The sequence below is a fragment of the Kocuria sp. SM24M-10 genome, from assembly GCF_001027955.1.
Taxonomy (GTDB): Bacteria; Actinomycetota; Actinomycetes; order Actinomycetales; family Micrococcaceae; genus Kocuria; species Kocuria oceani.
The window spans coordinates 15,601-38,271 of record NZ_LDNX01000102.1; the positions used below are offsets into that span (position 1 = coordinate 15,601).

The window sequence follows — 22,671 nt, forward strand, 5'->3', positions numbered from 1 at the left end:
GATAGTCGGTATACGGATTCGCCTGCCCATGGGGACCGTGTCCCACCTCACACTGGTGGCATGGCGGATCAGGCGGCTCGTCCTGACTGATGACGGACACCTTTCAGAGTTCCCGGTTCGCCGCCTGACATCAGCGGTGTAGACGGACGGACGAGAGGTGTGCAGATGTGTGATGTGGTGGGGAAGGCGCTCAGCCAGGTCCCGGAGACCTCGAGGCGGCGTCTGCTGCAGGGGTTCAGTGCAGCGGCCGTAGCGGGAGGGCTGGCGGTGGCCGGGTCTTCCGCGGCGACGGCGGGCGCGCCGGGGCCCAGCACCGGTGCGGGCCGGGGGCCGGGCAAGGGTGACCGCACGAAGCTGGTGCTTCTGGGCACCGCCGGCGGTCCCACCGTGCTCACGGACGATCGGTACGGGGTCTCCACGGCGGTCGTCTACGAGGACAAGGTCTACATCGTGGACCTCGGGCACGGTTCGCACATGCGGCTTCTCTCCGCTGGTTTCGGCGGCGACGAGTTCGGTGCGACCTCGATGGCGAAGATCCGCGGGATCTTCTTCACTCATCTGCACAGTGATCACGTCGTGGAGTGGCCGGCCGTCTACGCCACGGCGTCGATGAACACCGTGGGACGTACCATCCCCGAACCGATCCAGGTCTTCGGCCCCGGTGACCGGGGTTCGCTGGCGCGGGTGTTCCCGCCGAACCGCCCGGCCCCGCCGGTGTACAACCCGGCCGACCCCACCCCGGGCATCGCCGGAATGACCGGTTACCTGCGCCAAGCCTTCGCGACGGACTTCAACGACCGCGCCCGCGACAGCAATTTCACCAGCCCTGACGAAATGTTCAACGTCCACGACATCGACCTCTCCGGGATCTGGGCTCCGGATCCCGAGGGCATCCCGCCGCGGCTGACCGCGCCGATCCAGGTGTGGCAGGACGGGGACGTGAGGATTACCGCGACCCTGGTCGACCACCGACCGACCGCTCCGGCCTTCGGTTACCGCTTCGACACCCCTGACGGGTCCGTGGTGGTCTCCGGGGACACCGGCGTGAGTCAGAACCTGATCGACCTGGCCCGCGGCTGCGACTACCTGGTGCACGAGGTGATCGACCCGCAGTTCGCCGAGGACCTGGCCGCGGTGCTGCCCCCCGCGGTCGCTCCGGCGGTGAAGGAGCACCTGCTGATCTCCCACACCACCATCGAGCAGGTCGGTCGGGACGTGGCGGAACCGGCCGGCGCGAAGAATCTCGTGCTGTCGCACCTGGTGCCCGGCAACGCCCCGGTGAGCCGGTGGCGGGCGGCTCAGAAGGGCTACAGCGGAAAGCTCATCGTGGGCGCAGACCTCATGCAACTCGGGGTGGGTAGCAAGCAGAAGTAACAGCCCACCAGTCCAGCAAAAGGCAGCGAGCACGTGGCGGCCCCGTCAACGGGGCCGGCCACGTGCTTCGTTGTCTCCGCCGGCATCCCGCTCTCAGCTCGACATATCCCTAGAAGATGTAGGACGGTTCCCGATGAGTCGACTGCTCGATAATCCCTTGATGGTCCTGATCTTCCTGGCAGTGATTCTGCTGCTCTTCGGCGCCCCCAGGCTGCCGGGCATGGCACGCAGCCTCGGCCAGTCGATGCGCATCTTCAAGGCCGAGGTCAAAGACATGCGCGAGGACACCGGGGAGACACCGGAGGGCCCATCCGTCGTGACTGCAGGGGGCGATGAAGAGCCTCAGGCCCCCTCGTCCTGGAAGTAAGGACCCCTGTGACCGGAAGAACGCATATCCCCCACTACGGCTGCCCGGATCAGCGTCGCTGTCCACCGCGGTCTCTGCCGGGCAGCCGGTTCTGGGGCCGGACACCGCGCCCGCCAGGGTCAAAGCCGCAGACGACATGACCCGGGTCGCCCGTTCTGCGGTGTGGTACGAGGCCTCCTCGAGGTCCAGGGTGCGGAGCGGTCGCCCGAGCCGCATCGTGGACCACGCTTCAGCGCGCGAGGGCCCATGGTGCGCCCGGTGATTCCCCGCGGCAGCAGGAGAAGCCGATGGCCGCATCCGTGGGATGCGGCCATCGGCTTCTGTCTGGGCTGTCGGTCCGGTGCTGAGGCTGGGCCGTCAGGCGACGGAGCCGGAGGCTCCGATGGACTCCCGGTCCGACCCGGTGGCGGCGCCCTGCTGATGGAACCGTTCGGCGACCCAGTCGGCGATGAAGGTGCTGACATAGGGGAAGTGGTCCAGGCCGATGTGCTCGGCCCCGCCTTCCTGGCGGGTGAAGATGCGCAGTTCCCGGTCGGGGCTGTTGACCGCCTGGTCGTAGGAGCGGTGGGCGTAGTCCAGGGGGATCTGGCGGTCGTTGGCGCCGTGGGCGATGAGGAAGGGCACGGTGATGTTCTCCACGACCCCGTCGAGGTGGACGTCGTCGGCGAAGTCGATGAAGGTGTCGAGGTCCTTGTGGCCCCACACCCACATGACGTGCTCCCAGTAGTGGGGCACGGGGCGTTCGCCCTCCTTCTCCAGGCGGCGGCGCTGCACCGCCCCCCAGTTGTGGTTCGCGCCCCAGGCCACCACCAGGGCCAGGCGCTTCTCGAAGGCTGCCGCGCGGGGGGCGTAGTAGCCGCCCAGCGACCAGCCGACCAGCCCGATCCGGGTCGCGTCGACGTCCTCGCGGTTCTGGAGGTAGTCCACGCAGGCGGCGGCCCACTCCTCCGACTCGATCTGGGAGGTGAGTCCCTGCAGGCGCAGGGCCTCCCCGGAGCCGGGGGTGTCCACCATGAGGGTGGAGATCCCCCGGGCGGCCAGCTCGGCCGGATGGCCGGAGAGGTACATGTGCTCCTTGGTGGAGTCCAGGCCGTTGAACATGATCATCACCGGGGCGGGGCCGTCGGCGGTGGCCGGGGCCTGGGTGAAGTAGGCCGGCAGGGTGGTGTCGCGGAAGGGCACCGCCACCCGGGTGGTGGTCGGGTCTGCCAGGGCGAAGGAGCGCTGCATCAGGTCCAGGCACCGTCTGTAGGTGTCCAGGCGGGTGGGGGACCCGGCGGCCTGCATCCGCTCGGCGTGCACCAGGTAGTTGGTGGCCCGGGCGTAGGTCTTCCCTGCCGAGCGGGTGCGGCCGGCGGCCTCCATCTCCTGGGCCTGGGCGACGAGCTGGTCGACCAGCGTGGTCCACACGGCGAGGAAGTCCTCGGTGCCGACGTCCTCGTTGGTGGTGGCCACCTCGCGCAGGGGGCGGCAGGCGCGGTCGACCTCGTCGATGTAGCCACCGCTGTTGAGGGTGGCCACGACGCTGAGGTTCCAGACGTAGTTGCCGGGGAAGTATTCGAACATGATAGGTCCTTTCGTAGAACGTGGGTGGGAAGTCGGAGGGTTCAACCGGGTAGGACGGCCGACCAGCCGCCGTCGACCATGAGGTTGGTCCCGGTGACGTAGGAGGCTTCCTCGGAGGCCAGGAACAGCGCGCAGGCGGCGACCTCCTCCGGGGCGCCGATCCGCCCCAGGGGGATGTGGCCGGCGATGGTGCGCATGGGGTGGTGCTCGGCGAGGAGATCGCCCTCGGTGGCCGGCGTGCGGATCATCCCGGGGCTGACACAGTTCACCCGGATCCCCTGGCTGGCGCCTTCGGCGGCCAGTTGCCGGGTCATGGCCACCACCGAGCCCTTGGTCGCGGTGTGGGCCAGCCGAGCGTTGGTCGTTGAGCCGGTCACCCCTGCGGTGGAACCCACCAACACCACCGCTGACCGTTGCGCGGCGGCCAGCAGAGGCCAGAAGGAGCGCACCGGCAGGAACACGACGTCGACCTCGTGGCGGAAGTTCCACCGCCAGTCGGCGTAGGCGATCTCCTCCACCGGGGCGAAACGGGTGGCGGCGGCGTTGGCGTAGAGCACGTCCACCCGCCCGTGGGTTGCACCGACCTCCTCCGCCCAGGCGGCCACGGCCGCCTCGTCGGTGAGGTCCACGCAGCGGGCGTCGTCGGCGGTCCCGTTCTCGGTGCGAACGGCGGCGACGGTGGCCGCCGCCCCGTCCAGATCCAGGTCGCAGCCCACCACGGTGGCGCCTTCCCGGGCGAAGGCCAGGGCGGCGGCCCGGCCCTGCCCGGAGGCGGTGCCGGTGATCACCGTGACCTTGCCGGCCAGGCGCCCCGTGCGGTGCGTGGTGGTCATGTTCCCTCCGGTCGGTGCGGGGCGGGGGTCCCGGTCACCGGTGCGGTGACCGGGACCCCCGACATGGTCGGTCACGGTTCAGCCGCGGCCCTGGACTGCGTAGGGGTTGAGGATGGCGGCCTTCATCTCCTCCGAGGCCCCTTCCTCGGTGGCGGTGAACCCTTCGGCGTGCGGGAAGGAATCGGTCATCGAGTGCGGCATCGCCCCGTTGCGGTAGATGTTGTTCGATCCCTCGGAGGGCTTCCAGGTGTTGGCCTGCCAGTCGGGGACGTAGTTGCGGTAGCCCCCGGAGTTCAGCTCCACCCGCAGGGTGGAGGGCTCGCGGAAGTACAGGAAGTTCTGCTCCCCGATGCCGTGGATGGAGGGGCCGTACTCCATCGGGGTGCCGTGCTCCATGAGCACGTCGGCGGTGCGCAGCAGGTCCTCGTGGGTGTCCACCCAGAAGGCGATGTGGTTGACCCGACCCGCCCGCTCGGAGGTGTCCAGCACCACCCCGAGATCGTGGGACTTCTCGTTGGTGGTCAGCACCGAGAACACGGTCACCGGGGCCTCGTCGAGCTCGGTGAAGGCCATGGTGCGGAAGCCCAGCGTCTCGGAGTACCAGGCCGCGAAGGCCCGCACATCCTGGGTGGCCACGGTGACGTGGTCCAGGAACCGCGGGGCCGCGGCGTGGTCGCTGCGCTTCTCCGGGCGGTCCGGGTAGATCGAGGCGAACTCCGCCGGGGCCACGTACTTCTCGACCTCCCAGACCAGGCGCATCGGGTGGCCGAAGGGGCCGGTGAATTCGTAGGCGCGCCCGTAGCCGTAGCCGCCCTGCGACCACTGCCCGGCCTGGCCGGCGGCCTCGACGCGGGCGGCGGCGGTCTCCAGGGCCTCGGGGGAGGTGGTGCGCCAGGCCATCCGGGCCAGGGCGGGCTCGTCGCCGGGGACGACGACGAGGCTGTAGGTGTCGTAGTCGCCCCAGCAGCGCAGGTAGACGTTGCCGTCGGCGCGGTGGACCTCGCGCATGCCGAACTTCTGCACGTAGAAGGCCGCGGAGGCCTCCACATCGGGGCTGGTGATCTCGAGGTGACTCAGGTGGGCCAGGAGCTTCTCCACGGTGGGGACCTTTCGTCCGAAGGGGTCGGGGACCGGCTGTGATCCTGAACACCATCGTGGAGAGGCTCGAGCAGTCCGGGAAGCAGGATTTCGGCATATCAGCTATCCACACCACGGATGCCCCCGGCGCCGGCGCCGTGAGCGGATCCACTGCACAGGGCGGCTTCCAGTCCGGCTCATCGAGGCCCCACCGCGAGGAGTACGCGAGTCGACGGGCATCCGCGCGGTGAATGGCTGCCATCCACCGGTTGCAGGGCGCCACGGGAAACCATTCACCAGAATGGGAGCCGGGGCGGTCGAACCCGTCCGGAAGGAGACCCCAGCATGGACCAGCGGACCGTGGCGGCCTCCAGGGCGTCGGGGATCGACATGACCGGGCGCGTCCTGGTGGTGACCGGCGCCGACGGCGGTCAGGGCCTGGCGGAGGTGCGTGTGCTCGCAGCGGCCGGCGCGCACGTGCTGGCCGTGGACCTGTCTCCCGAGCCGTCCGAGGCCTTGCAAGAGATATGTGCGACGCACGAGGGTGCCGTCACGTACCGGCGGCTCGACGTCGCCGACCCCGCCGGCTGGTCCGCCCTGGCGCATTACGCGGACCGGCAGTTCGGGCGGATCGACGGGTTGGTCAACAACGCCGGGATCACCCGCCGGCCCCGCCTGCTGGAGGCCACCCCCGCCGACCTGGCCGCGGTGGCCGAGGTCAACGTCGCCGGGCCCTTACTGGGCATGCAGGCCTGCGTGGCGCTGATGGGCCCGGGCGCCTCGATCGTCAACGTCGGTTCGGTGGCGGCCCTGACCGCCCACTACCCGGTGGCCTACACCGCCAGCAAGTGGGCGCTACGCGGGCTGTCAGCGGCTGCGGCCACCGAGCTGGGCCCGCACGGCATCCGGGTGAACACGGTCCATCCCGGGTTCATCGAGACCCCCATGACCGCCGGGGCGGCACCGGCGTTCCGGGAGGCCACGATGGCCGAGACCCCCCTGGGACGCACCGGGACCCCGGAGGAGGTCGCCGCGGTCGTGCTGTTCCTGCTGAGCCCGCTGGCGTCCTTCGTCACGGGTGCGGAGATCCCGGTCGATGGCGGGCAGAGCGGCCACGGCGGGGCGAAGTCGATCTCCGACGCTCTGCGCTGAGACCGTGTGACCCTTGCGGGTCAGTCTCGGGGTGCCGCCTCGATCCGCACGGGATGAGGGTCGACTCCTGGTTCGTCCAGGTCCTGGACGGCACGCTGCATCAGCGACCGCAACCACAGGTTGGCCGGGTCGGAGGTCTGCAGGGGATGCCAGTACATGGCCTCGACCAGCGGCACCTCCAGGTCTTCGGCGAACTCCACCACGGTGATGCCCTGGCACCGAGCGGCCCGAGCCGCCAGCATCCGGGGTACCAGGGCCACGAGGTCGGTGCCCTCCACCACCGAGGGCAGGGCCTGCAGACCGGCCACCCGGGCGGCGATCGCCGGAGACTGCCCCAGCCGCTGGAAGAACTGCATGGGGGGTGTGATGATGCTGCCGCCGAACTCGCCCACCGCCTGGGGGGCGGTGGCGATGTCGCCCACCGTGAGCACGGGGCGCTGCAGGAGAGGATTGGCCGGGTCCAGGACGACGACGAACTCGTCGCGGAACAGCTGCCGGGAGCTGCCGCCCAGGTCGAAGCCCATGGGACCCACCAGCAGGTCGATGTCGCTGAAGGCTTCCAGCCCGGGCCGCAGCCGGGCCCGGGAGGTGGGCACGAAATCTACGGTGATGCCGGGGGCCTCGGTGGCGATGCGGGCGCGCAGATGGCGGATGAGCACCCCGGTGACGTAGTCCGAGGCGGCGAGGACGAAGGTGCGGTCGCTGTCGGCCGGGTCGAAGTCCGTGCGCAGCTGCATGGCGTCCTGGACGTCGGTCAGGGCCTGGTCCACCCGTGGGGCCAGGGCCTGAGCGAAAGGCGTGAGCCCGTACCCGCGCCCGGAGCGCACCAGCAGTTCGTCGTTGAAGTGTCGGCGCAACCGGCCCAGGGCCGCGCTCATGGCCGGTTGGCTCAGGTGCATCCGCTCGGCCGCCCGCGAGACGTTGCGCAGCTCCAGCAGCGCCTGCAGGGATGGGAGCAGGTTGAGGTCGACGTCCTTCATGCCTTGATCATGCCCCGGGCCGGTCCGAGGCTCACTTCCCCGGTCACGGCGACGCGGCCGCGGTCGCCTCCGGTCCGCCGGCACGGGCCCGGCCGCGGCGCCGAGCACGTGCGGCCGGGAGGTCGGCACGGCGGCGGGACCCGACGGTGTTCTCGATCGCCCCGATGCCCTCAACTACCAGGCGCACCCGGTCTCCGGTGCGCAGCGGGGGCGGCTGCAGCGCACCGTTGCGGCCCCACAGCTCGGCCAGGCAGCCCCGGCCAGAGGTGCCCGAGCCGAGCACGTCCCCGGGCACCACCAGGGAGTCCTGGGAGGCGTAGGCGACCAGCTCCGCGAAGGGCCAGCCCATGTGCGCCAGGGAATCGGTGCCCAGCGGCTCGTCGTTGACGTAGGCGGTCATCGCCAGGTCCAGGAATCCTTCGGCGTCATGGCGGTCGGCGAACTCGTCGGCGGTGACGATCCACGGGCCCAGGGTGGAGGCGAAGTCCTTGCCCTTGCACGGGCCCAGCCGCACCTTCATCTCCCGCGCCTGCACGTCGCGGGCGGACCAGTCGTTGAGGACCGTGTAGCCGAAGATCATCCGGTGCGCCTCCGCAGTCTCCAGGTCCGTGCCGGTGAGCCCGTCCGCGGCGCCGAGGACGACGGCGACCTCGGTCTCCAGGTCCATCCGGGAGCACCCGGCCGGCACCGGGATCGTCTCCCCGGTGGCCCGGACGGTGTGCGGGTTGGTGAAGTAGAAGGTGGGCGCCTCGTACCACTCCTCGACCACGCCGCCGGCGCCGTCGATGCTGGCGGTGACCCCTTCGACGTGCTCTTCGAAGGTCACGAAGTCCCGCACCGTCCGGGGGTCCAGAGGGGCCAGCAGCCGGACCTCGCCCAGGGACGGGGCGTCCCCGGGCGCCTCGGCGACGGTGCGGGCGGCCAGCTCGAGGGTGGCCTCCAGGCCGGCGTCGAACAGCTCCTGCGGAGTGGTGGCCTCAGGCAGAGCCAGGCAGCGGCCCTCGTGGACGAAGCCGGTGCGCATCGTGCCAGCCTGGGCCCAGCGGGCGATGGTGACCATGGAATTCCTCTCAGCAGGGATCAGCAGTGACGGCCGGGGCAGCGACGACCGGCATCGGCCGGTGGCTCAGACCGGCACCTTGACGGTGTCGCTGACCAGGTGCATGAGACCGGGCACATCGGCGTCACGCCTGCCCTCGAGCATCCACTGGCCCAGCTGCACCGAGGCCTCCACCACGGTCCGGGCCCGCGGCAGGCGCCGGTCACGGTAGCGGGCCAGCACGGCGTCCTCGAGGGCGTCCGCGCGCAGGACCTCATCGGCCAGCACCGCGGCGTCCTCCACAGCCATGGCTGCGCCCTGGGCGATCGTGGGCGGGCAGCTGTGCGCGGCGTCCCCGAGCAGCACGACCCGGCCGCGGTGCCAGGGCCCTTCGACCAGATGGGTGGTGAAGTGGGTGTAGTTCACGTTGGCGTGCTCGTCCAGGCTCCGGCGGATTTCCGTCCAGGGGCCGCCGTAGGCGGCGGCCAGTCCACCCATGATGGCCGGGCCGTCGGCGCCGTGGCGGTCCTGGGCGTCTTCGACCAGATAGGCGTACATCGTGTCCGGGCCGGTGGGGCAGTACCCGGCGATGTAGGCGGGCCCGCCGTAGTACAGGTCGGTGCGGGTGACCTCGGCCGGGCGCGGCACGAACGCCCGCCAGATGCCCATGCCGGTCCTGCGGGGACGCTCCTCGATCCCGATGGCCGATCGCACCGAGGAGTTCAGCCCGTCGGCACCCACCAGCAGGTCGTAGCTGAGTCTCTGGCCGGTGGCCGTGCTGATGGACACGGCCTCATCGGTCTGCTCGAGTCCGACCACGGCGGTCCCGTAGCGGATCACCGCCCCGGCCTGCTCGGCGCGGGCGCGCACGATGGCCGCCAGTTCGGGCCGGGGTATCCCGAGGGTGGCCGGCAGGTCGTTCCCGCCCACGCGCACGTCGTCGAGCACGGCGAGGACGGTGGCTTCGGGGTCCGGGGCGCGCAGGCCGAGGGTGTCGAAGGGATAGCCCTTCTCGAGCAGCTGGGGCCAGATCCCCAGGTCGCGGAAGATGCGTAGGGCATTGCCCTGCAAGGTGATGCCGGAACCGAGGGTCGAGGGGGCCTGGGCCCTCTCGAGGACCTCGACGTCGAGGCCGGCGTCGGCGAGCAGGGCGGCGAGGGTCAGTCCTCCGATCCCTGAGCCGACGATGGCGACCTTCTGGGCAACGGGCATGATGAGGGTCCTTCCTGGAGGAACGGCGACCGCAGCCGGTCACCACGGGAGAGCGGGGTCTACTTCAGGGCCACGGGGTTGAGCGGGGACCCGACGGCCCCGGTGATCGGCAGCGGCGGGGCCGAGAGCAGGAACTCGTAGCGCCCGTCGGCCGCACAGTGCTCCGCGAGGTCGTCGAGGGCCCACATCTCCCCGATGAACAGGCCCATGTTGGGGATCACGATCTGGTGCAGGGGCTGGAAGGCGTCGTCGAACTCGTTGGGCCGCACCTCGAACCCCCAGGTGTCGGTGGCCACCGCCGCGACCTCCTTCTCGTGCAACCACGGGGCGGTGGTGAACGACAGCCCCGGGGCCGGCCCGCCGGCGTAGTGGCCCCAGCCGTCGCGGCGGGTGCGGGCGTACTGCCCGGTGCGGACGAGCAGGATGTCCCCGCGCCCGACCGCCGCGGTGGCCCCCTGGGCGGCGATAGTGGCCTCCAGGTGCTCCGGGGTGATGGCGAAGCCGTCGGGCAGCTCCGGGTGCTCCAACCCCAGCTGCTCCTGCAGGGCCCGGCCCACGTCCAGCAGCACCCCGCGGCCGACCAGGTGGGCGGCGGCAGTCTGGATGCCGGTGACCTGGTCCCCGTCGGAGGTCACCACCGCCCCGGCGCGGCGGCCGTTCCAGGCGTGGCCGCGGTCGAAGATGTGCCCCAGGCCGTCCCACTGGGTGGAGCACTGCAGCGGCATCGCGATCACGTCGTCGGACCCGCCGAAGCCGTGCGGGAAACCCTGGTCCCCGAACTCGGCCTCGAGACCGGTGTCGGTCATGGTGTGCACCGGGTTGGTGCGGCGCCGCCACCCGTTCTGCGGCCCGTTCGTGTCGAAGGCCTGCGCCAGGGAGAACACCACCCCCGACCGCACGATCCCGGCCGCCTGCGCGCGTTTGGCGTCGTCGATGAAGTTCAGCGTGCCCAGCACGTCGTCGGCCCCCCACCGGCCCCAGTTGCGGCACCGGGCGGCCATGGCCTCGATGCTGCCCATCGCGTTGCTGCGGTCCACGCGCTTTCCTCACCCTCCTGGACGCGCCCGGTACCGGGCGCCTTGTGATCCCAGTCACCACTGTCGTGCCGGATCCGGGTTCGGGGAAGCTGCTTACCCGGATGCCAGGTATCCGTCCGGTCTATATCCGCTGCACGGGGCGGACGTGCCGCACCGAGGTCCGAGACCGACACGTCGCCGCGCGGGCGTGAGCATCCATCGGGTGCATAGCTCGTATCCGCACATCCGTTATCTCCGTCCTACCCCCGCACCGCACAGTGACACATACCACATCCGGCGTACCTGCCGGCGTCGATCCAGGAGGAGAACGTCCATGGACCACATCGCGACGGGCGCCACGGCGCCTCCGGCGCCCAACCCGACTTCCCCGCCTCGCGCGGGCCGCCTCCCGGCGGTACTGCTGCTGGCCGGCAGCTGCATGCCTGTGCTCGGAGCGGTGCTGCTGGCCCCGGTCCTGCCCTCGATGACCCAGGCCTTCGCCGGCACCCCGGGCGTGGAGATCCTGGTGCCGGTGGTTCTCACCGTGCCGGCGCTGATGATCGCGCTGCTCGCCCCGGTCGCCGGGGTGGTCGCCGACCGCGTAGGCCGCAAATCCCTGCTGCTGGGGGCGATGGTGCTGTACTCCGTGTTCGGCACCATGCCGTTGTGGCTGGACTCGCTGGCAACGATCGTGGCGTCCCGGGTGGGGGTCGGGATCGCCGAGGCGGCCATCATGACCGTGTGCACCACGCTGATCACCGACTACTATTCCGGCCGGCAACGGGACAAGTACCTCGGGATGCAAGTGCTTGTCGCCTCGCTGTCGGCCACGGCGTTCTTCGCCCTCGGCGGCGCTCTGGGGTCCCAGGGCTGGCGGGTGCCGTTCTGGCTCTACATCGCGGCAGCCATCATCGCGGTGCCCATGGCCTTCGTGCTGTGGGAGCCGGCCAAGGACACCCGCAAGGCCGAAGCGGCTCCGGTGCCCTGGCGGCAAGTGGCCGCCCCGTCCCTGGTCACCCTCTTCGGGGGCATCGTCTTCTACGCCCTGATCGTCCAGCTGCCCTACGTCCTGACCGATCTCGGTGTCACGAGCGTGGGCGTCATCGGCGCCGGCACCGCGATCGCCTCGCTGGCCACCGCCGTCGGCGCCTTCTCCTTCCGTTTCACCGCCCAGTGCGGCCCCGCCAAGCTGCTGCCGGTGGCCTTCGGCCTGTCCGCGGTCGGGCTGGTCATCGTCTGGTCTGCCACCTCGGTGCCGATCGCCCTGGCCGGGGCCGTCGTCACCAGCGCCGGCACCGGCTTGCTGCTGCCCACCCTGCTGACCTGGGCGGTGTCCGGGCTGACCCTGGAGCAGCGCGGCCGCGGCACCGGCATCTGGACCGGGTCCCTCTACATCGGCCAGTTCGTCTCCCCTATCCTCCTGGGCATCGCGGCCTCCGCACTGGGCGGCCTCCCCATGGCTCTGGGCGTGCTCGGAATCCTCTCCGCCATCGCCGCAGTGGGAGCAGCCGTGGGACGGCCCCAGCGCCACGAGGTGGCAGCCGACTGATTCCCCACGCGGGATCAGCGTGCCGGCGGGCCGGGGCATCGGGTGGCAACGATGCCCCGGCCTGCGGTCACGTCATGACCATGCGGCGCCCGCCCACCAACAGTTCCCAGGGATACGAAGGCACCACTGGACGATGCGGATGCGCCCCTCATATGCCCTCCAGATGTAGGCGGCCCCTGTTCGGCAACAAGGACTTCGATCAAGGCCAAGGACCTAACGCATCAGCAGGTAGGGCACCCAAGGGTGGGGCTTTACATATGGCCCGGTTAGCGGCAGACCTTATTGCGGTAGGAGCTGCGATGCGGGTATCGATGTCCTTCGCGGCCGAAGCAATGAGGAAGAGCCAGAGGGTAGCAGTCCTGGTCGTTACGGTGCTGCGGTGCCGCGGAGAATGGAACGGGTTGCTGTTCGGCTGCTACCCCGCCAGCGTGTCCAGGGCGGCGTCGAGGTGGTCCAGCAGGAGGTCGGCGTGCTCGCGGGTGAAGACCAGCGGCGGGCGCATCTTCAGAACGTTGTCGTGGGGGCCGATGCGGCTGATCAGCACGCCGCGTGCGCGCATGTCCTCGACCAGGGCCTTCGTGAGGTCGGCTGCCGCCTTGTGGTCTCCGCCGGGTGCGGTGAACTCCAGGCCGAAGAACAAGCCGCGGCCTCTGGCGGCCCGCACGTGCGGATTGCCGTCGGCAATCGCGTGCAGGCGGCCTCCGATGTAGTCTCCGAGTTCCTGGGCCCGGGCCATGAGATATTCCTCCTCCATGACCTGCAGGACGGCCATCCCGGCCGCGGAGGAGACCGGGCTGCCGGCGAAGGTGTTGAAGTACATGTTGTGCCGGCCGAACTCGTCGAGCAGCTCCTCGGTGGTGACCACCGCGCCGACCGGATGGCCGTTGGCCATGGGCTTGCCCATGGTGACCAGGTCGGGGATGAGATCGAACATGCGGTGGCCCCACATGTGCGTGCCGGTGCGGCCGAACCCGGACTGCACCTCGTCGGCGATCACCAGGCCGCCGGCGGCCCGGATCCGGGCGGCGACTCCTTCGATGTAGCCGGCGGGGGGCTGCAGCAGCCCTTCGGTGGAGAACAGGGGGTCGAAGAGGAACGCCGAGACCCCGTGCCCGGCCTCCTGCAGGGAGGTGATGGCGGCGTCGACCTCGGCCAAGGCCTGCTCGAGCAGCTCCTGCTCGTCGGAGGCCCCGACGAGGTCGGGGATGTGCAGGGCCCGCACGTGGGCGCCGAGGGGTTCCCCGGTGGTGAGCCCGGTGGTCAGCTCCGCCAGGGTGATGGTGTTGCCGTGATAGCTGAAGTCGGTGACCAGCACACCGGTGTGCCCGGTGTGCTGGCGGGCGATGCGCAGCGCCAGCTCGTTGGCCTCCGAGCCGCTGTTGACGAAGAACACCCGCTCCAGATCGCCGTCGAAGGTGGCCAGCAGGGCCTCGGCGTACTCCACGACCCGGCTGTTGAGGTAGCGGGTGTGCAGGTTGATCGTGCGCAGCTGGTCGCTGACGGCGTCGGCGACCACCGGGTTGGCGTGGCCGACGTGGGGGACGTTGTTGTACCCGTCCAGGTAGGTCCTGCCCTGGGCGTCGGTCAGCCACACGCCGTTCCCGGAGACGAGTTCCAGCGGGGTGTCGTAGAACAGCGGGGAGTGCCGGCCCAGCGTCGCGAAGCGGCGGGAGAGCAGGTCGGGTGCGGGCTGGTGTCCCGCGGCGGTCGCTGGGGTGGTGGCCTCAGTGGTCATGGTTGTCCTTCGGCGACGATCTGTCAGGGGTTTGCGGAGTTGCCGTGGAGGGGTCAGCGCGCTGCGTGGGTGAGCAGGCCCTGGGTCAGGAGTTCGATCGCGGCGATCTGCTGCGGGGCGGTCTCCGGTCTGCTGGCCGCTCGGGCCCCACTGGCGCGGATGGCTCCGTTGAGCGCTGCCGCCAGGGCGTCCACGGCGACGTCCTGGCTCAGCTGCCCGTCGGCCTGCGCGGCTGCCAGATCGATCCTGATCAGCCCCTCGGCGGATTTCGACGTCACGCCCATGACGCCGGCGAGGACCGGGACGATGTCCGGGCCCATCAGACCGTAGAACCGGCCGGCGGGTGTGCTGGTGGCTTCCACCAAGGCCCGCCCCAGCGCGGTGACCCGGTCCACCAGGCCGTGAGCCTCCGCGCGCAGGACGCTGGCCCGGTCGTAGACCTGACCGGAGATGCGCAGGTACACCTCGCGGACGATCTGTTCCCGGCCCTCGGGGAAGTAGGCGTACACGGTGCGGCGGGAGAGTCCCGCGCGCCGGCTGAGCTCCTCCAGCGTGGTGCCGGAGTAGCCCTCTTCGCTGAGCAGCTCAGCGGCGGCATCGAGGATGTCCGTCCTGGCCCGGAGTTTATTGCGCTCCCGCAGTGTCAAGTGCTGCTCGTCCGAAGAACTCATGGACCGACCACCTTCCTGTCGTCTGTCGAAGGATCCCAGCCTCGCGCTGGGCGGAGGGAAGATCAACATCTTGTAAAAAGTATTGCACACAATGGGAAGAAATAGGACGCTGTGGGTACTTGCAGAACCTCATGTGCAGGATTTAGCGTGACCGTGACGCGGTTCACATCCGCCGGCCCTGCTCTCCGGAACACGAAGGACGCCACCATGGACACAGACACAGCAATTCACACCGCTCGAAGCGTCCTCCAGCGATACGACTTCGCCGAAGCCGCAGCGCTGGAACTGGTGAAGTACCGAGAGAACTACGTCTTCCGCCTCACCGAGCCCACCGGGACGAGCTACGCCGTGCGTCTGCATCGGGCCGGGTATCGGACCGATGCGGAGATCAGAACCGAGCTGGCCTATCTGCAGGCTTTGGGCGAGCGGGGTCTGCACGTTCCCGAGATCGTTCCCGCGGTGAGCGGTGAACTGGTGTGCCTGGTGGACGCCGAGGACGGTGAGACGTTCTACCTGGACGTGCAGAAGTGGCTGGAGAACTCTTCACCGCTCGGGGACGTGGCCGACGCCATCGCAGGAACCAGCGCGCTGGAGCCCGAGACATTCCGACAGCTGGGTGTGCTGACGGCAGAACTGCACCACCACACCATGACGATCGGGCGGACCCCGGGCTTCCGGCGCAGCGCCTGGGACGCCGAAGGACTGGCCGGGGCAGCACCGCTGTGGGGGAACCCACTGGCGGTGCAGGAGCTGAACCACGACCAGGCCGCCCTGCTGACCGGGGCCCTCAGCAAGCTCAAAGCCGAGCTGGAAGCCATCGGCACCACCCCGGAGGTCTACGGGGTCATCCACGCGGACCTGACACCGGAGAACGTCCTGGTCCAGGACGGGCGGCTGATCATGATCGACTTTGACGACTTCGGTGAAGGCTGGCACCTGTTCGACCTCGCCACCACCCTGTTCTTCTTCGTGCCGCACCCACGCTACGACGAGTACCGGCAGGCCCTGCTGCAGGGATACCGCTCCGCACGGCCTGTCCCTGACAGCTTCTTCGATGCGTGGGACGCCGTGCTTCTGGCCCGAGGGACAACCTATCTGGGGTGGGCCGCCGCCCGGCGAGGTGACGAGACAGCTGAGTTCGTCGTCGAACAGGTCCTCCCGGTGGTACTCGGGCTGGCTGCTCGCTACGCCCCGGCAGCCTCAGTACCGGCACCCGCCACGTCCTGACTCGGCGCAACCACCCCACGCCACACTGACAGCGGCCACAGGTCGTGATCCGCCCTGTGGCGATGACGCCGTGCCCGCGCCACCGACTCTGGCCCCGCCCCTGTCCTCGCCCCGGCTACGGCTACGGTCGCGGCCGACGGCGAGACCACGGATGCGCTGGACCTCACCGGAGGCCATCCGCAGCAGGACACCGTCAACCCCACACAAGGAGCCCGTGCCATGAGTCCGAGCAGGACATCGAGGCGAGTCCTCATCACCGGGGGTGCTTCCGGGGTCGGGTTGGCCGTGGCCACGGCGTTCCTCGAGGAGGGCGCCCGGGTCGGCATCATCAGCCGGACGGAACGCAGCATCGACCACGCGGTGGGCGGGCCGCTGGCCGACCACGCCGACCGCGTGCATACCGCGGTCGCCGATGTCGCCGACGAAGAGTCCGTTCAGGCCGCGGTCGAGGCGCTGGTTGCTGCCCTGGGGGGCATCGACACCGTGGTCGCCGCCGCCGGCACCGACGGGGAGATGGGCGCCGGCGTCGGCGACGTGACCTCCGACGGCTTCCGCCGTGTCCTGGAGGTCAACGTGCTCGGGGTGTTCCACACGGTCAAGCACGCACTGGTCTTCCTCAGCCGGGAAGAGCACGCGTCGGTGACCATCATCGGCTCCGACTCCGGGTTCGTCACCGCCCCAGGCATGCTGGCCTACAACGCCTCCAAGGGCGCTCTCGTCCAGCTGACCCGCGCCCTGTCCTGTGAGCTCTACGAAGACCACGGCATCAGGGTCAACAGTGTGTGCCCCTCCATCGTGGACACCCCCATGGCCCGCCGCGGACTGGGCGTCGAGTCCTTCCACGGCGCCCCTTACCCGGTCCAGTCAGCCCAGGACGTGGCCCACAGCGTCCTGTTCCTCTCCAGGGAGGACGCCAGGGCGCTCAACGGCGTGAACCTGCTGTCGGACTTCGGCTACTCCTCCCGTTCGTCGTTCCCCGCGTGAACGCCGGCACCGGCCCCCACAGCACCACCTTGTGCTCCACCTACTCCTGAGAGGCGCCGAGATGGCCAACCAGCTCCAGCAGCAACGCACCACCACCCACGACAACCTGTCGAGGAACTCCCTGGGCGTCTTCGGCGTCGTCTTCCTGGTCCTGGCAGCGGTGGCACCCCTGACCGGCATCATCGTCGTCACCGCCCTGGGCATCGCGCTGGGCAACGGTGGCGGAATGGTGGGCTCCTTCCTGATCGTCACCGTCGTCCTGCTCCTGTTCGCCGTGGGCTACGCCCAGATGTCGAAGGAACTCGTCAACGCCGGCGGGTTCTACGCCTTCGTGCTCAAAGGACTCGGCAGGCCACTGGCTCTCGTGGCAGCACTGATCGCCCTGATCGGCTACAACTTCTTCGTCGCCGGCGCGGTGGGCACGATCGGATTCTTCGCCCAGACCATCACCACCCAGCTCACCGGCATCGACCTCCACTGGTTCCTCTGGAGCGTGGTCGCCGTGGTGGCGGCCTTCCTGCTCAGCCGTCAGGGCATCGACTTCAGCGCCAAGGTCCTGGGGGTGGCGCTGGTCCTCGAGGTCTCGATCCTGCTGGTCTTCGACGTCGCCGTGCTCCTCCGTGACGGCTTCACCACCGAGGTCTTCGATCCGCAGATCGTCTTCTCCGGAGCAGTGGGCATCGGCCTGCTCTTCGCGGCCAACGCCTTCATCGGTGTCGAGGCGACCGGTCTGTTCAGCGAGGAGGCCCGCAACCCGATCCGCACCATCCCCCGGGCGACGTTCACCGCCATCGGCTTCATCGGCGCCTTCGCGGCCGTCAGCACCTGGGCGATCATCAGCGCTGTCGGCGCCACCACCGCGCAGACCACCGCGATCTCGCACCTGGAGGCCGGCGATCTCGTGTTCGCGCTCTCAGACCGGTACCTCGGGTCGACCTTGACCACTGTGATGATGCTGCTGCTCCTGGTGAGCCTCTTCGCCGCCCTGATGGCCCTGCACAACTCCGCGACCCGTTACATCTACTCCCTCAGCCGCGCCCGCATCCTGCCGCCCGGCCTCAGCCGCACCCGTGACAACGGCACCCCGCAGCGGGCCTCCGTGGCTCAGTTCACCGTCGGAGTGGGCATCGCGGCCCTGTTCGCGATCTTCGGCCTGGAACCGCTGACCTCGCTCGTCCCGAGCATGACCGGCTTCGGCACCCTGGGGATCCTCGTGCTCCAGGTGCTGGCCGCCCTCGCCGTCGTGGTCCACTTCCGCCGTGCCCGCGACCCCCGGCTCGGCCGCACCCTCATCGCCCCCGGTCTGGGATTCCTGGGCCTGGTCGGCATCGTGACCCTGGCGTTCATCAACTTCCCCGTCCTCGCCGGATCCGACGCCCTCGTCATCACCTTGCTGCCCTGGCTGCTGCTCGTGGCGCTCGTGGGAGGCCTCGGCTACGCGGCCCACCTCCGGGCGAACCGCCCGGAGGTCTATGAGGCCCTCAACGAGGACCTCGAGCGGGTCGAGGTGGGGCGAGACCGAACCTGAAGAACGGCAGGCAGCGTGAGAATCCACAGGCCGGGGTGCTGTGAGAGGCGGGCATGTCAGCTCACGGACCCCCGCTGATGAGCTGACTGACCAACCCGCGCCCTCACAGGCATGCACTGGTCAGCACCTTGGGAATCCATGCGCTCTCCAGTGCACGGTGCCGGTTCACGCCGGACTGTCGAGCGACCTGTCGGGCAGTGCACGGCAGGCCACAAGTCTCATGGGCCACGAGATCAACAGCGGCTCCATCTCCTTGTACGCGGATCGTCAACGGCTGTGCGTGCTTCGGCAAACGCCTACCGAAATCGCACTCCTAAGGTGACCAACAACACAGCAAAAGGAACGGAACATCATGAACGCACAGCCTGCCGATCTGATCCTGATCAACGGCGTCATCGACACGTTGACGGCCGAGACGCCGCGCACCTCGGCCATCGCGGTCCGGGACGGGAAGGTCATGGCACTCGGCGTCGACACCACGTCATTGCGCGGGGCGGAGACCACCGTGGTCGATCTGGCGGGCGCGTATGTGATGCCGGGACTGATGGACGTCCACAACCACCACCTGCTGGCCGGGCAGATGGATCTCTTCGAGCTGGACGCACCTCCGACCCTGAGCCTGGAGGAACTGCTGGAAGCGGTAGCCGCCCACGCCGCCGGCCTGGGCGCGGAGGAGTGGGTGATCGGCGGCAGCTGGGGGTCAGGCCTCCTGGGACAGCTCAACACCTTCGAGGCGCGCGCCCAACTGGATGCAGCCACGGGGGGCCGGCCGGCGCTGCTCAAGGACGACAGCAAGCACAACCGTTGGGCCAACACGCGCGCCCTGGAACTGGCAGGCATCCAGGACGGCACCCCGGACCCCGAAGGCGGGCAGATCCTTCGCGACGGAACCGGGCAGGCCACCGGCGTGCTGCTGGAAGCCGGTGGGGTGCTGGTGGAGCAGGCCCTGGCCCGACTGCGGCCAACGCCCACGGAAGACCTGGCTCGCGCCGCCGCCCGCGGAATCGAGATCCTGCACTCCTACGGCATCACCGCCTTCCAGGACGCGGCCGCCTCCTTGCAGCTGATGCAGGCGTTGAAGACGCTGGACGACGCCGAGCAGCTGCACGCATGGGTGGTCACCTCCATGCAGGCCAACGACTTCATCTTCGGCACCACCCCGCTGGGGGAAGGCATCATCGCCCACCGCGATCGAACACGCAGCACCCATCACCGCCCGGACTTCATCAAAATCTTCCTGGACGGCGTGCCGCCCGCCGGCACCGGCGCCTTTCTGGAGCCGTACCTGCCCGAGTCCGGCTTTCCCGCCTGCCACTGCGGCACCACCACCATGGACCCGGGCGAGCTGGAGGGCTGGCTGTTGCGGACCGCGGAACGCGGAATCTCCGCCAAGATCCACTGCACCGGCGATGCGTCCGTGCGCATGGTCCTCGACACCGTGGAAAAAATCCGTGCGGCCGGGCACATCGAGCCGAAATACCACATCGCCCATGGTCAGTTCGTCCACCCCGACGACATCACACGGTTCGCCGAACTGGACGTCACCGCCGACATCTCCCCGGCCCTGTGGTTCCCCGGTGTGATCTCCGAAGCCATCGCCACCGTGCTGCCCGCCGAGCGCGCCTCGAAGATGCAGCCCAACCGAGCGCTGTTGGATGCCGGTGCCCGCATCGCGGGAGGCTCCGACTGGCCCGTGAGCGTCTCCCCGAACGCATGGGAGGCCATCTACGGACTGGTCACCCGGCAGGATCCCACAGGCCAGTTCCCCGGTGCCCTCTGGCCGGAGCAGGCCATCACCCTGGAAGAGGCCATCCGCGTCTACACCACCACGTGCGCCGAAGCCATGGGCCTCGACGACATCACCGGGTCCCTCGCCGTGGGCAAGTCCGCCGACTTCGTGGTGCTCAGCGACAACCCGCACGAGATCGACATCGACCGCCTTCCCTTCATCACCGCGCACCAGACATGGTTCGCCGGGACAAAGGTCTACGACTCGGCCCACGCCCACACATTGGACACCGCCAGGTCCTAGGCCTCAACAGTGGGGTTCGGCCTCAGCGTGAGACAGACCACGGCACCGCCCTGCCTGCACCACCCGGCCGGGACCTCGCCCCCTGCTTCCCCTTTCGACGTATCAGCCTTCATCACGCCCACCAGGGAGATCCCATGACCACTGCTCTGCGCAGGCCTGAAGCCCCGGCCGGATCCGACCGAGGAACCTACACCTACATCTCCGTCTACAGCGCTGTTCTCTATACGGTGCTGCTCACCGCTCCCGTCGTCGCGGGAAAACTGGCCGAGCAGTTCGCCCTCACTCCCGTACAGGTCGGTGCGCTCTTCTCGGCCGAGCTGGGAGCCTTCAGCCTGGCCACCATCCCGGCCTACCTGTGGCTGCGGCGCCTGAATCTGCGCACGGCCACCTACCTGTTCACCGCGGTCGTCGTCCTGGGCAATCTGATCTCAGGGTTCCTCGACGACTTCGGCTGGCTGGTGGCGGCCCGGGTCGTGACCTCACTGGCAGCCGGATCGATCACCGTCATCCTCCTGACCCTGAGCGGAAGAACCAGCAACCCCAGCCGCGCCTTCGGTCTGTTCGTCGTCTTCCAACTGGCCATGGGCGCTCTCATCCTGGCCGTCTTCCCCGCCCTGTACGCCGGCACCGGAGTAGCCGCCATCTACTGGACCCTCGCAGGACTGGCCGCAGTATGTGTTGTGGTGGTGCCCCGAATCGATGGGGAAGCGCTGCGCGAGCCCGCCGCTTCCCTCGCCACCTCCGGAGCACGACCGCCGCTGGCGCAGTACATCACAGGCCTGGCGGCGGTCCTGCTGTTCTACGTCGCCCTGAGCGGCGTGTGGTCCTTCATGGCGCAGATCTCCGCCGACGCCGGGATCGGCCTGTCGGCCACCAGCCTCGTTCTTTCCGTGGCCACCGTGGCCGGCATCGCTTCCGCCCTACTGGCCACCATTCTCGGTGACACACCGCGCCGGCGCATGTACCTGCGTCTCGGCTACATCGGCATGGCCCTGAGCGTTGCCCTGCTCTTCGGCACGCCTGGACTACTGCGGTTCGCGGTGGCAGCGGTGGTCTTCAAGTTCGCCTGGACCCTGATCCTGCCCTACCTGCTCTCCACGCTCAGCGACGTCGGCGGCAGCCAGGTCATGAACACCACCAACTTGATGATCGGCACCGGCTTCGCCGTCGGCCCGATCGTCAGCGGCACCCTGGCCGAGACCATGGGATTCGGCGCAATGCTCGCCTTCTCCCTGGTGGCCGTCATGGCTTCGTTGCTGTGCGTGCTGGTGGTACAGCGCAAAACCACACCCTGAAGAACCCACCTCCCGCACCGGTCGGTGCTGCCACACCGAAAGGCGGCCGGCGGGGTGCCAATCCGTGCGGGAGACGGTGGAAGGGCAACTGAATCACCGGGGACATCTGGCGCGTCGAGCACCCCACGCTTCACACATGGCCCGGACAGCGGCCATCGAGGCGACTCGACGTCACCCATCAGTGCGGCAGTCCAGGTTGGTCTGGTCCGGGGAAACGGAAAGCTCCTCGTCCACCCGGGTGGATGGACGAGGAGCTTCCGGTGGAAGCAGCAGCGGAACCACAGCGCACACGGGGCCTCCGCCGGTGACCTGTGTTTTCCTCCCGGCGCAGGCCTGTCATCGGGTCATGGCTGACAGCTCGAGTCCTTGGTCCGATACGTGGTGCACGATCTCAGTGACCTTTTCGCCTGGTGGCTCTCGACGGTGATGGAAGCGGTGACCCGTTCCGGTGATGGTGGGAAGAACCATGGTGTTACAGCCGTTTGCCGGCGGTGAGGGAGGCGGTCATGAACTCGGCGACGACCTGTTGGGAGATGGCCACGTCGAGGACGAAGACGCCCTCGTCGTGGGTGTCCAGCCAGTGCTGCAGGTGCTGGAGGTCGGCCAGGGTGGTGGCCTTGGTCCCGGCTGCGCCCATCGTCTGGGCCAGGGCGGCGAAGTCGACCTCGTCGATGAGCATCGCGGTGGGGTCCAGGCCTTTGGCGGCGTACTGGTGCAGCTCGGCGCCGTAGGCGGAGTCGTTGAGCACCACGATCACCCCGCGGGTGGTGGCGCGCAGGAAGGTCTCGAGGTCGGCCAGGCCCATCAGCCCGCCGCCGTCGCCGGTGACGAACACGGTGGTGCGTTCGGGGCGGGCGATCGAGACCCCGGCGGCGGCGCCGAAGCCCAGGCCGATGGACTGGAAGGCGGTGCCGACCAGGACCATGGCCTGGGGGTCCGGGACGGTGAGGTACATCGGGGCCCAGCCGATGAAGTGTCCCCCGTCCATCACCACCGAGCGCTGCTTCGGGAGGATGTCCTCCAGGGCGGCGACC

General features: G+C 69.4%; 19 protein-coding genes. 9 read left to right on the forward strand and 10 right to left on the reverse strand.

Annotation, left to right across the window (positions count from 1 at the left end; all coding sequences use genetic code 11):
* Window positions 1-357 precede the first annotated feature (357 nt).
* Window positions 358-1,374 (forward strand): MBL fold metallo-hydrolase, encoded by a 1,017-nt coding sequence (locus ABL57_RS11705; RefSeq protein ID WP_203225612.1) that lies wholly within the window; start codon window positions 358-360, stop codon window positions 1,372-1,374.
* Window positions 1,375-1,534: 160 nt separating this feature from the next.
* Entirely contained in the window at window positions 1,535-1,741 is a 207-nt protein-coding gene (locus ABL57_RS11710) for a twin-arginine translocase TatA/TatE family subunit (RefSeq protein WP_238986043.1), read from the forward strand.
* A gap of 357 nt (window positions 1,742-2,098) precedes the next feature.
* Here ABL57_RS11710 and ABL57_RS11715 read toward each other — a convergent pair whose 3' ends face one another.
* The 3 genes from ABL57_RS11715 to ABL57_RS11725 all read right to left on the reverse strand — a co-directional run bounded on the left by ABL57_RS11715 (window position 2,099) and on the right by ABL57_RS11725 (window position 5,238).
* Window positions 2,099-3,307 carry a S9 family peptidase gene (locus tag ABL57_RS11715; RefSeq protein ID WP_047803654.1) on the reverse strand — a complete coding sequence of 403 codons (1,209 nt, stop codon included), beginning with the start codon at window positions 3,305-3,307 and terminating at the stop codon, window positions 2,099-2,101.
* A 41-nt stretch (window positions 3,308-3,348) separates the two neighbouring features.
* The gene (locus tag ABL57_RS11720) at window positions 3,349-4,140 is read right to left on the reverse strand and encodes an SDR family NAD(P)-dependent oxidoreductase (protein ID WP_047803655.1); all 792 of its coding nucleotides are present in this window, start codon (window positions 4,138-4,140) and stop codon (window positions 3,349-3,351) included.
* Window positions 4,141-4,218: 78 nt separating this feature from the next.
* Window positions 4,219-5,238: a VOC family protein gene (locus ABL57_RS11725; RefSeq protein ID WP_047803656.1), complete on the reverse strand. Its 1,020-nt coding sequence runs from the start codon at window positions 5,236-5,238 to the stop codon at window positions 4,219-4,221.
* A gap of 324 nt (window positions 5,239-5,562) precedes the next feature.
* Here ABL57_RS11725 and ABL57_RS11735 point away from each other — a divergent pair, with 324 nt between their 5' ends.
* The gene (locus ABL57_RS11735; RefSeq protein WP_047803658.1) at window positions 5,563-6,369 is read left to right on the forward strand and encodes an SDR family NAD(P)-dependent oxidoreductase; all 807 of its coding nucleotides are present in this window, start codon (window positions 5,563-5,565) and stop codon (window positions 6,367-6,369) included.
* A gap of 20 nt (window positions 6,370-6,389) precedes the next feature.
* Here the strand turns inward: ABL57_RS11735 and ABL57_RS11740 are convergent, their stop codons facing one another.
* The 4 genes from ABL57_RS11740 to ABL57_RS11755 all read right to left on the reverse strand — a co-directional run bounded on the left by ABL57_RS11740 (window position 6,390) and on the right by ABL57_RS11755 (window position 10,619).
* A complete protein-coding gene (locus tag ABL57_RS11740; protein ID WP_047803659.1) occupies window positions 6,390-7,349 on the reverse strand; it encodes a LysR family transcriptional regulator in 960 nt (319 codons plus the stop codon).
* Between the two features lie 43 nt (window positions 7,350-7,392).
* Window positions 7,393-8,409, reverse strand: a complete 1,017-nt coding sequence (locus tag ABL57_RS11745) for a fumarylacetoacetate hydrolase family protein (protein ID WP_047803660.1) — start codon at window positions 8,407-8,409, stop codon at window positions 7,393-7,395.
* A gap of 66 nt (window positions 8,410-8,475) precedes the next feature.
* On the reverse strand, window positions 8,476-9,600 hold the full coding sequence (locus tag ABL57_RS11750; RefSeq protein WP_047803661.1) for an FAD-dependent monooxygenase: 1,125 nt from the start codon (window positions 9,598-9,600) through the stop codon (window positions 8,476-8,478).
* Window positions 9,601-9,659: 59 nt separating this feature from the next.
* Complete coding sequence (locus ABL57_RS11755; RefSeq protein WP_203225614.1) at window positions 9,660-10,619, reverse strand: cyclase family protein; 960 nt, start codon at window positions 10,617-10,619, stop codon at window positions 9,660-9,662.
* 331 nt (window positions 10,620-10,950) lie between these two features.
* Here ABL57_RS11755 and ABL57_RS11760 point away from each other — a divergent pair, with 331 nt between their 5' ends.
* Complete coding sequence (locus ABL57_RS11760; RefSeq protein ID WP_047803663.1) at window positions 10,951-12,165, forward strand: MFS transporter; 1,215 nt, start codon at window positions 10,951-10,953, stop codon at window positions 12,163-12,165.
* Between the two features lie 415 nt (window positions 12,166-12,580).
* On the opposite strand, the gene ABL57_RS11765 is transcribed toward ABL57_RS11760, so the two are convergent.
* Both ABL57_RS11765 and ABL57_RS11770 read right to left on the reverse strand, forming a co-directional pair.
* Window positions 12,581-13,900, reverse strand: a complete 1,320-nt coding sequence (locus ABL57_RS11765) for an aspartate aminotransferase family protein (protein WP_047803664.1) — start codon at window positions 13,898-13,900, stop codon at window positions 12,581-12,583.
* Window positions 13,901-13,953: 53 nt separating this feature from the next.
* A complete protein-coding gene (locus ABL57_RS11770; protein ID WP_047803665.1) occupies window positions 13,954-14,571 on the reverse strand; it encodes a TetR/AcrR family transcriptional regulator in 618 nt (205 codons plus the stop codon).
* A 207-nt stretch (window positions 14,572-14,778) separates the two neighbouring features.
* Here ABL57_RS11770 and ABL57_RS11775 point away from each other — a divergent pair, with 207 nt between their 5' ends.
* From ABL57_RS11775 to ABL57_RS11795, 5 genes are all read left to right on the forward strand, one after another.
* On the forward strand, window positions 14,779-15,798 hold the full coding sequence (locus tag ABL57_RS11775) for a phosphotransferase enzyme family protein (protein ID WP_047803666.1): 1,020 nt from the start codon (window positions 14,779-14,781) through the stop codon (window positions 15,796-15,798).
* Window positions 15,799-16,017: 219 nt separating this feature from the next.
* Window positions 16,018-16,782, forward strand: a complete 765-nt coding sequence (locus ABL57_RS11780; RefSeq protein ID WP_047803667.1) for an SDR family NAD(P)-dependent oxidoreductase — start codon at window positions 16,018-16,020, stop codon at window positions 16,780-16,782.
* Window positions 16,783-16,843: 61 nt separating this feature from the next.
* Entirely contained in the window at window positions 16,844-18,310 is a 1,467-nt protein-coding gene (locus tag ABL57_RS11785; protein ID WP_047803668.1) for an APC family permease, read from the forward strand.
* Between the two features lie 352 nt (window positions 18,311-18,662).
* Window positions 18,663-20,342 (forward strand): amidohydrolase, encoded by a 1,680-nt coding sequence (locus tag ABL57_RS11790; RefSeq protein ID WP_047803669.1) that lies wholly within the window; start codon window positions 18,663-18,665, stop codon window positions 20,340-20,342.
* A 134-nt stretch (window positions 20,343-20,476) separates the two neighbouring features.
* A complete protein-coding gene (locus ABL57_RS11795) occupies window positions 20,477-21,637 on the forward strand; it encodes an MFS transporter (protein WP_047803670.1) in 1,161 nt (386 codons plus the stop codon).
* Window positions 21,638-22,109: 472 nt separating this feature from the next.
* On the opposite strand, the gene ABL57_RS11800 is transcribed toward ABL57_RS11795, so the two are convergent.
* Window positions 22,110-22,671 (reverse strand): thiamine pyrophosphate-dependent enzyme (locus ABL57_RS11800; protein WP_047803671.1); only part of this gene is annotated, 562 nt, incomplete at its 5' end.

What these genes read in the sequence shown, in the direction of transcription:
- ABL57_RS11745 (WP_047803660.1), bottom strand. Translation starts at nt 8,409, where the DNA reads ATGGTCACCATCGCCCGCTGGGCCCAGGCTGGCACGATGCGCACCGGC.
- ABL57_RS11740 (WP_047803659.1), bottom strand. Translation starts at nt 7,349, where the DNA reads ATGAAGGACGTCGACCTCAACCTGCTCCCATCCCTGCAGGCGCTGCTG.
- ABL57_RS11780 (WP_047803667.1), top strand. Translation starts at nt 16,018, where the DNA reads ATGAGTCCGAGCAGGACATCGAGGCGAGTCCTCATCACCGGGGGTGCT.
- ABL57_RS11735 (WP_047803658.1), top strand. Translation starts at nt 5,563, where the DNA reads ATGGACCAGCGGACCGTGGCGGCCTCCAGGGCGTCGGGGATCGACATG.
- ABL57_RS11715 (WP_047803654.1), bottom strand. Translation starts at nt 3,307, where the DNA reads ATGTTCGAATACTTCCCCGGCAACTACGTCTGGAACCTCAGCGTCGTG.
- ABL57_RS11720 (WP_047803655.1), bottom strand. Translation starts at nt 4,140, where the DNA reads ATGACCACCACGCACCGCACGGGGCGCCTGGCCGGCAAGGTCACGGTG.
- ABL57_RS11755 (WP_203225614.1), bottom strand. Translation starts at nt 10,619, where the DNA reads ATGGGCAGCATCGAGGCCATGGCCGCCCGGTGCCGCAACTGGGGCCGG.
- ABL57_RS11795 (WP_047803670.1), top strand. Translation starts at nt 20,477, where the DNA reads ATGACCACTGCTCTGCGCAGGCCTGAAGCCCCGGCCGGATCCGACCGA.
- ABL57_RS11775 (WP_047803666.1), top strand. Translation starts at nt 14,779, where the DNA reads ATGGACACAGACACAGCAATTCACACCGCTCGAAGCGTCCTCCAGCGA.
- ABL57_RS11790 (WP_047803669.1), top strand. Translation starts at nt 18,663, where the DNA reads ATGAACGCACAGCCTGCCGATCTGATCCTGATCAACGGCGTCATCGAC.
- ABL57_RS11710 (WP_238986043.1), top strand. Translation starts at nt 1,535, where the DNA reads ATGGTCCTGATCTTCCTGGCAGTGATTCTGCTGCTCTTCGGCGCCCCC.
- ABL57_RS11770 (WP_047803665.1), bottom strand. Translation starts at nt 14,571, where the DNA reads ATGAGTTCTTCGGACGAGCAGCACTTGACACTGCGGGAGCGCAATAAA.
- ABL57_RS11785 (WP_047803668.1), top strand. Translation starts at nt 16,844, where the DNA reads ATGGCCAACCAGCTCCAGCAGCAACGCACCACCACCCACGACAACCTG.
- ABL57_RS11760 (WP_047803663.1), top strand. Translation starts at nt 10,951, where the DNA reads ATGGACCACATCGCGACGGGCGCCACGGCGCCTCCGGCGCCCAACCCG.
- ABL57_RS11765 (WP_047803664.1), bottom strand. Translation starts at nt 13,900, where the DNA reads ATGACCACTGAGGCCACCACCCCAGCGACCGCCGCGGGACACCAGCCC.
- ABL57_RS11750 (WP_047803661.1), bottom strand. Translation starts at nt 9,600, where the DNA reads ATGCCCGTTGCCCAGAAGGTCGCCATCGTCGGCTCAGGGATCGGAGGA.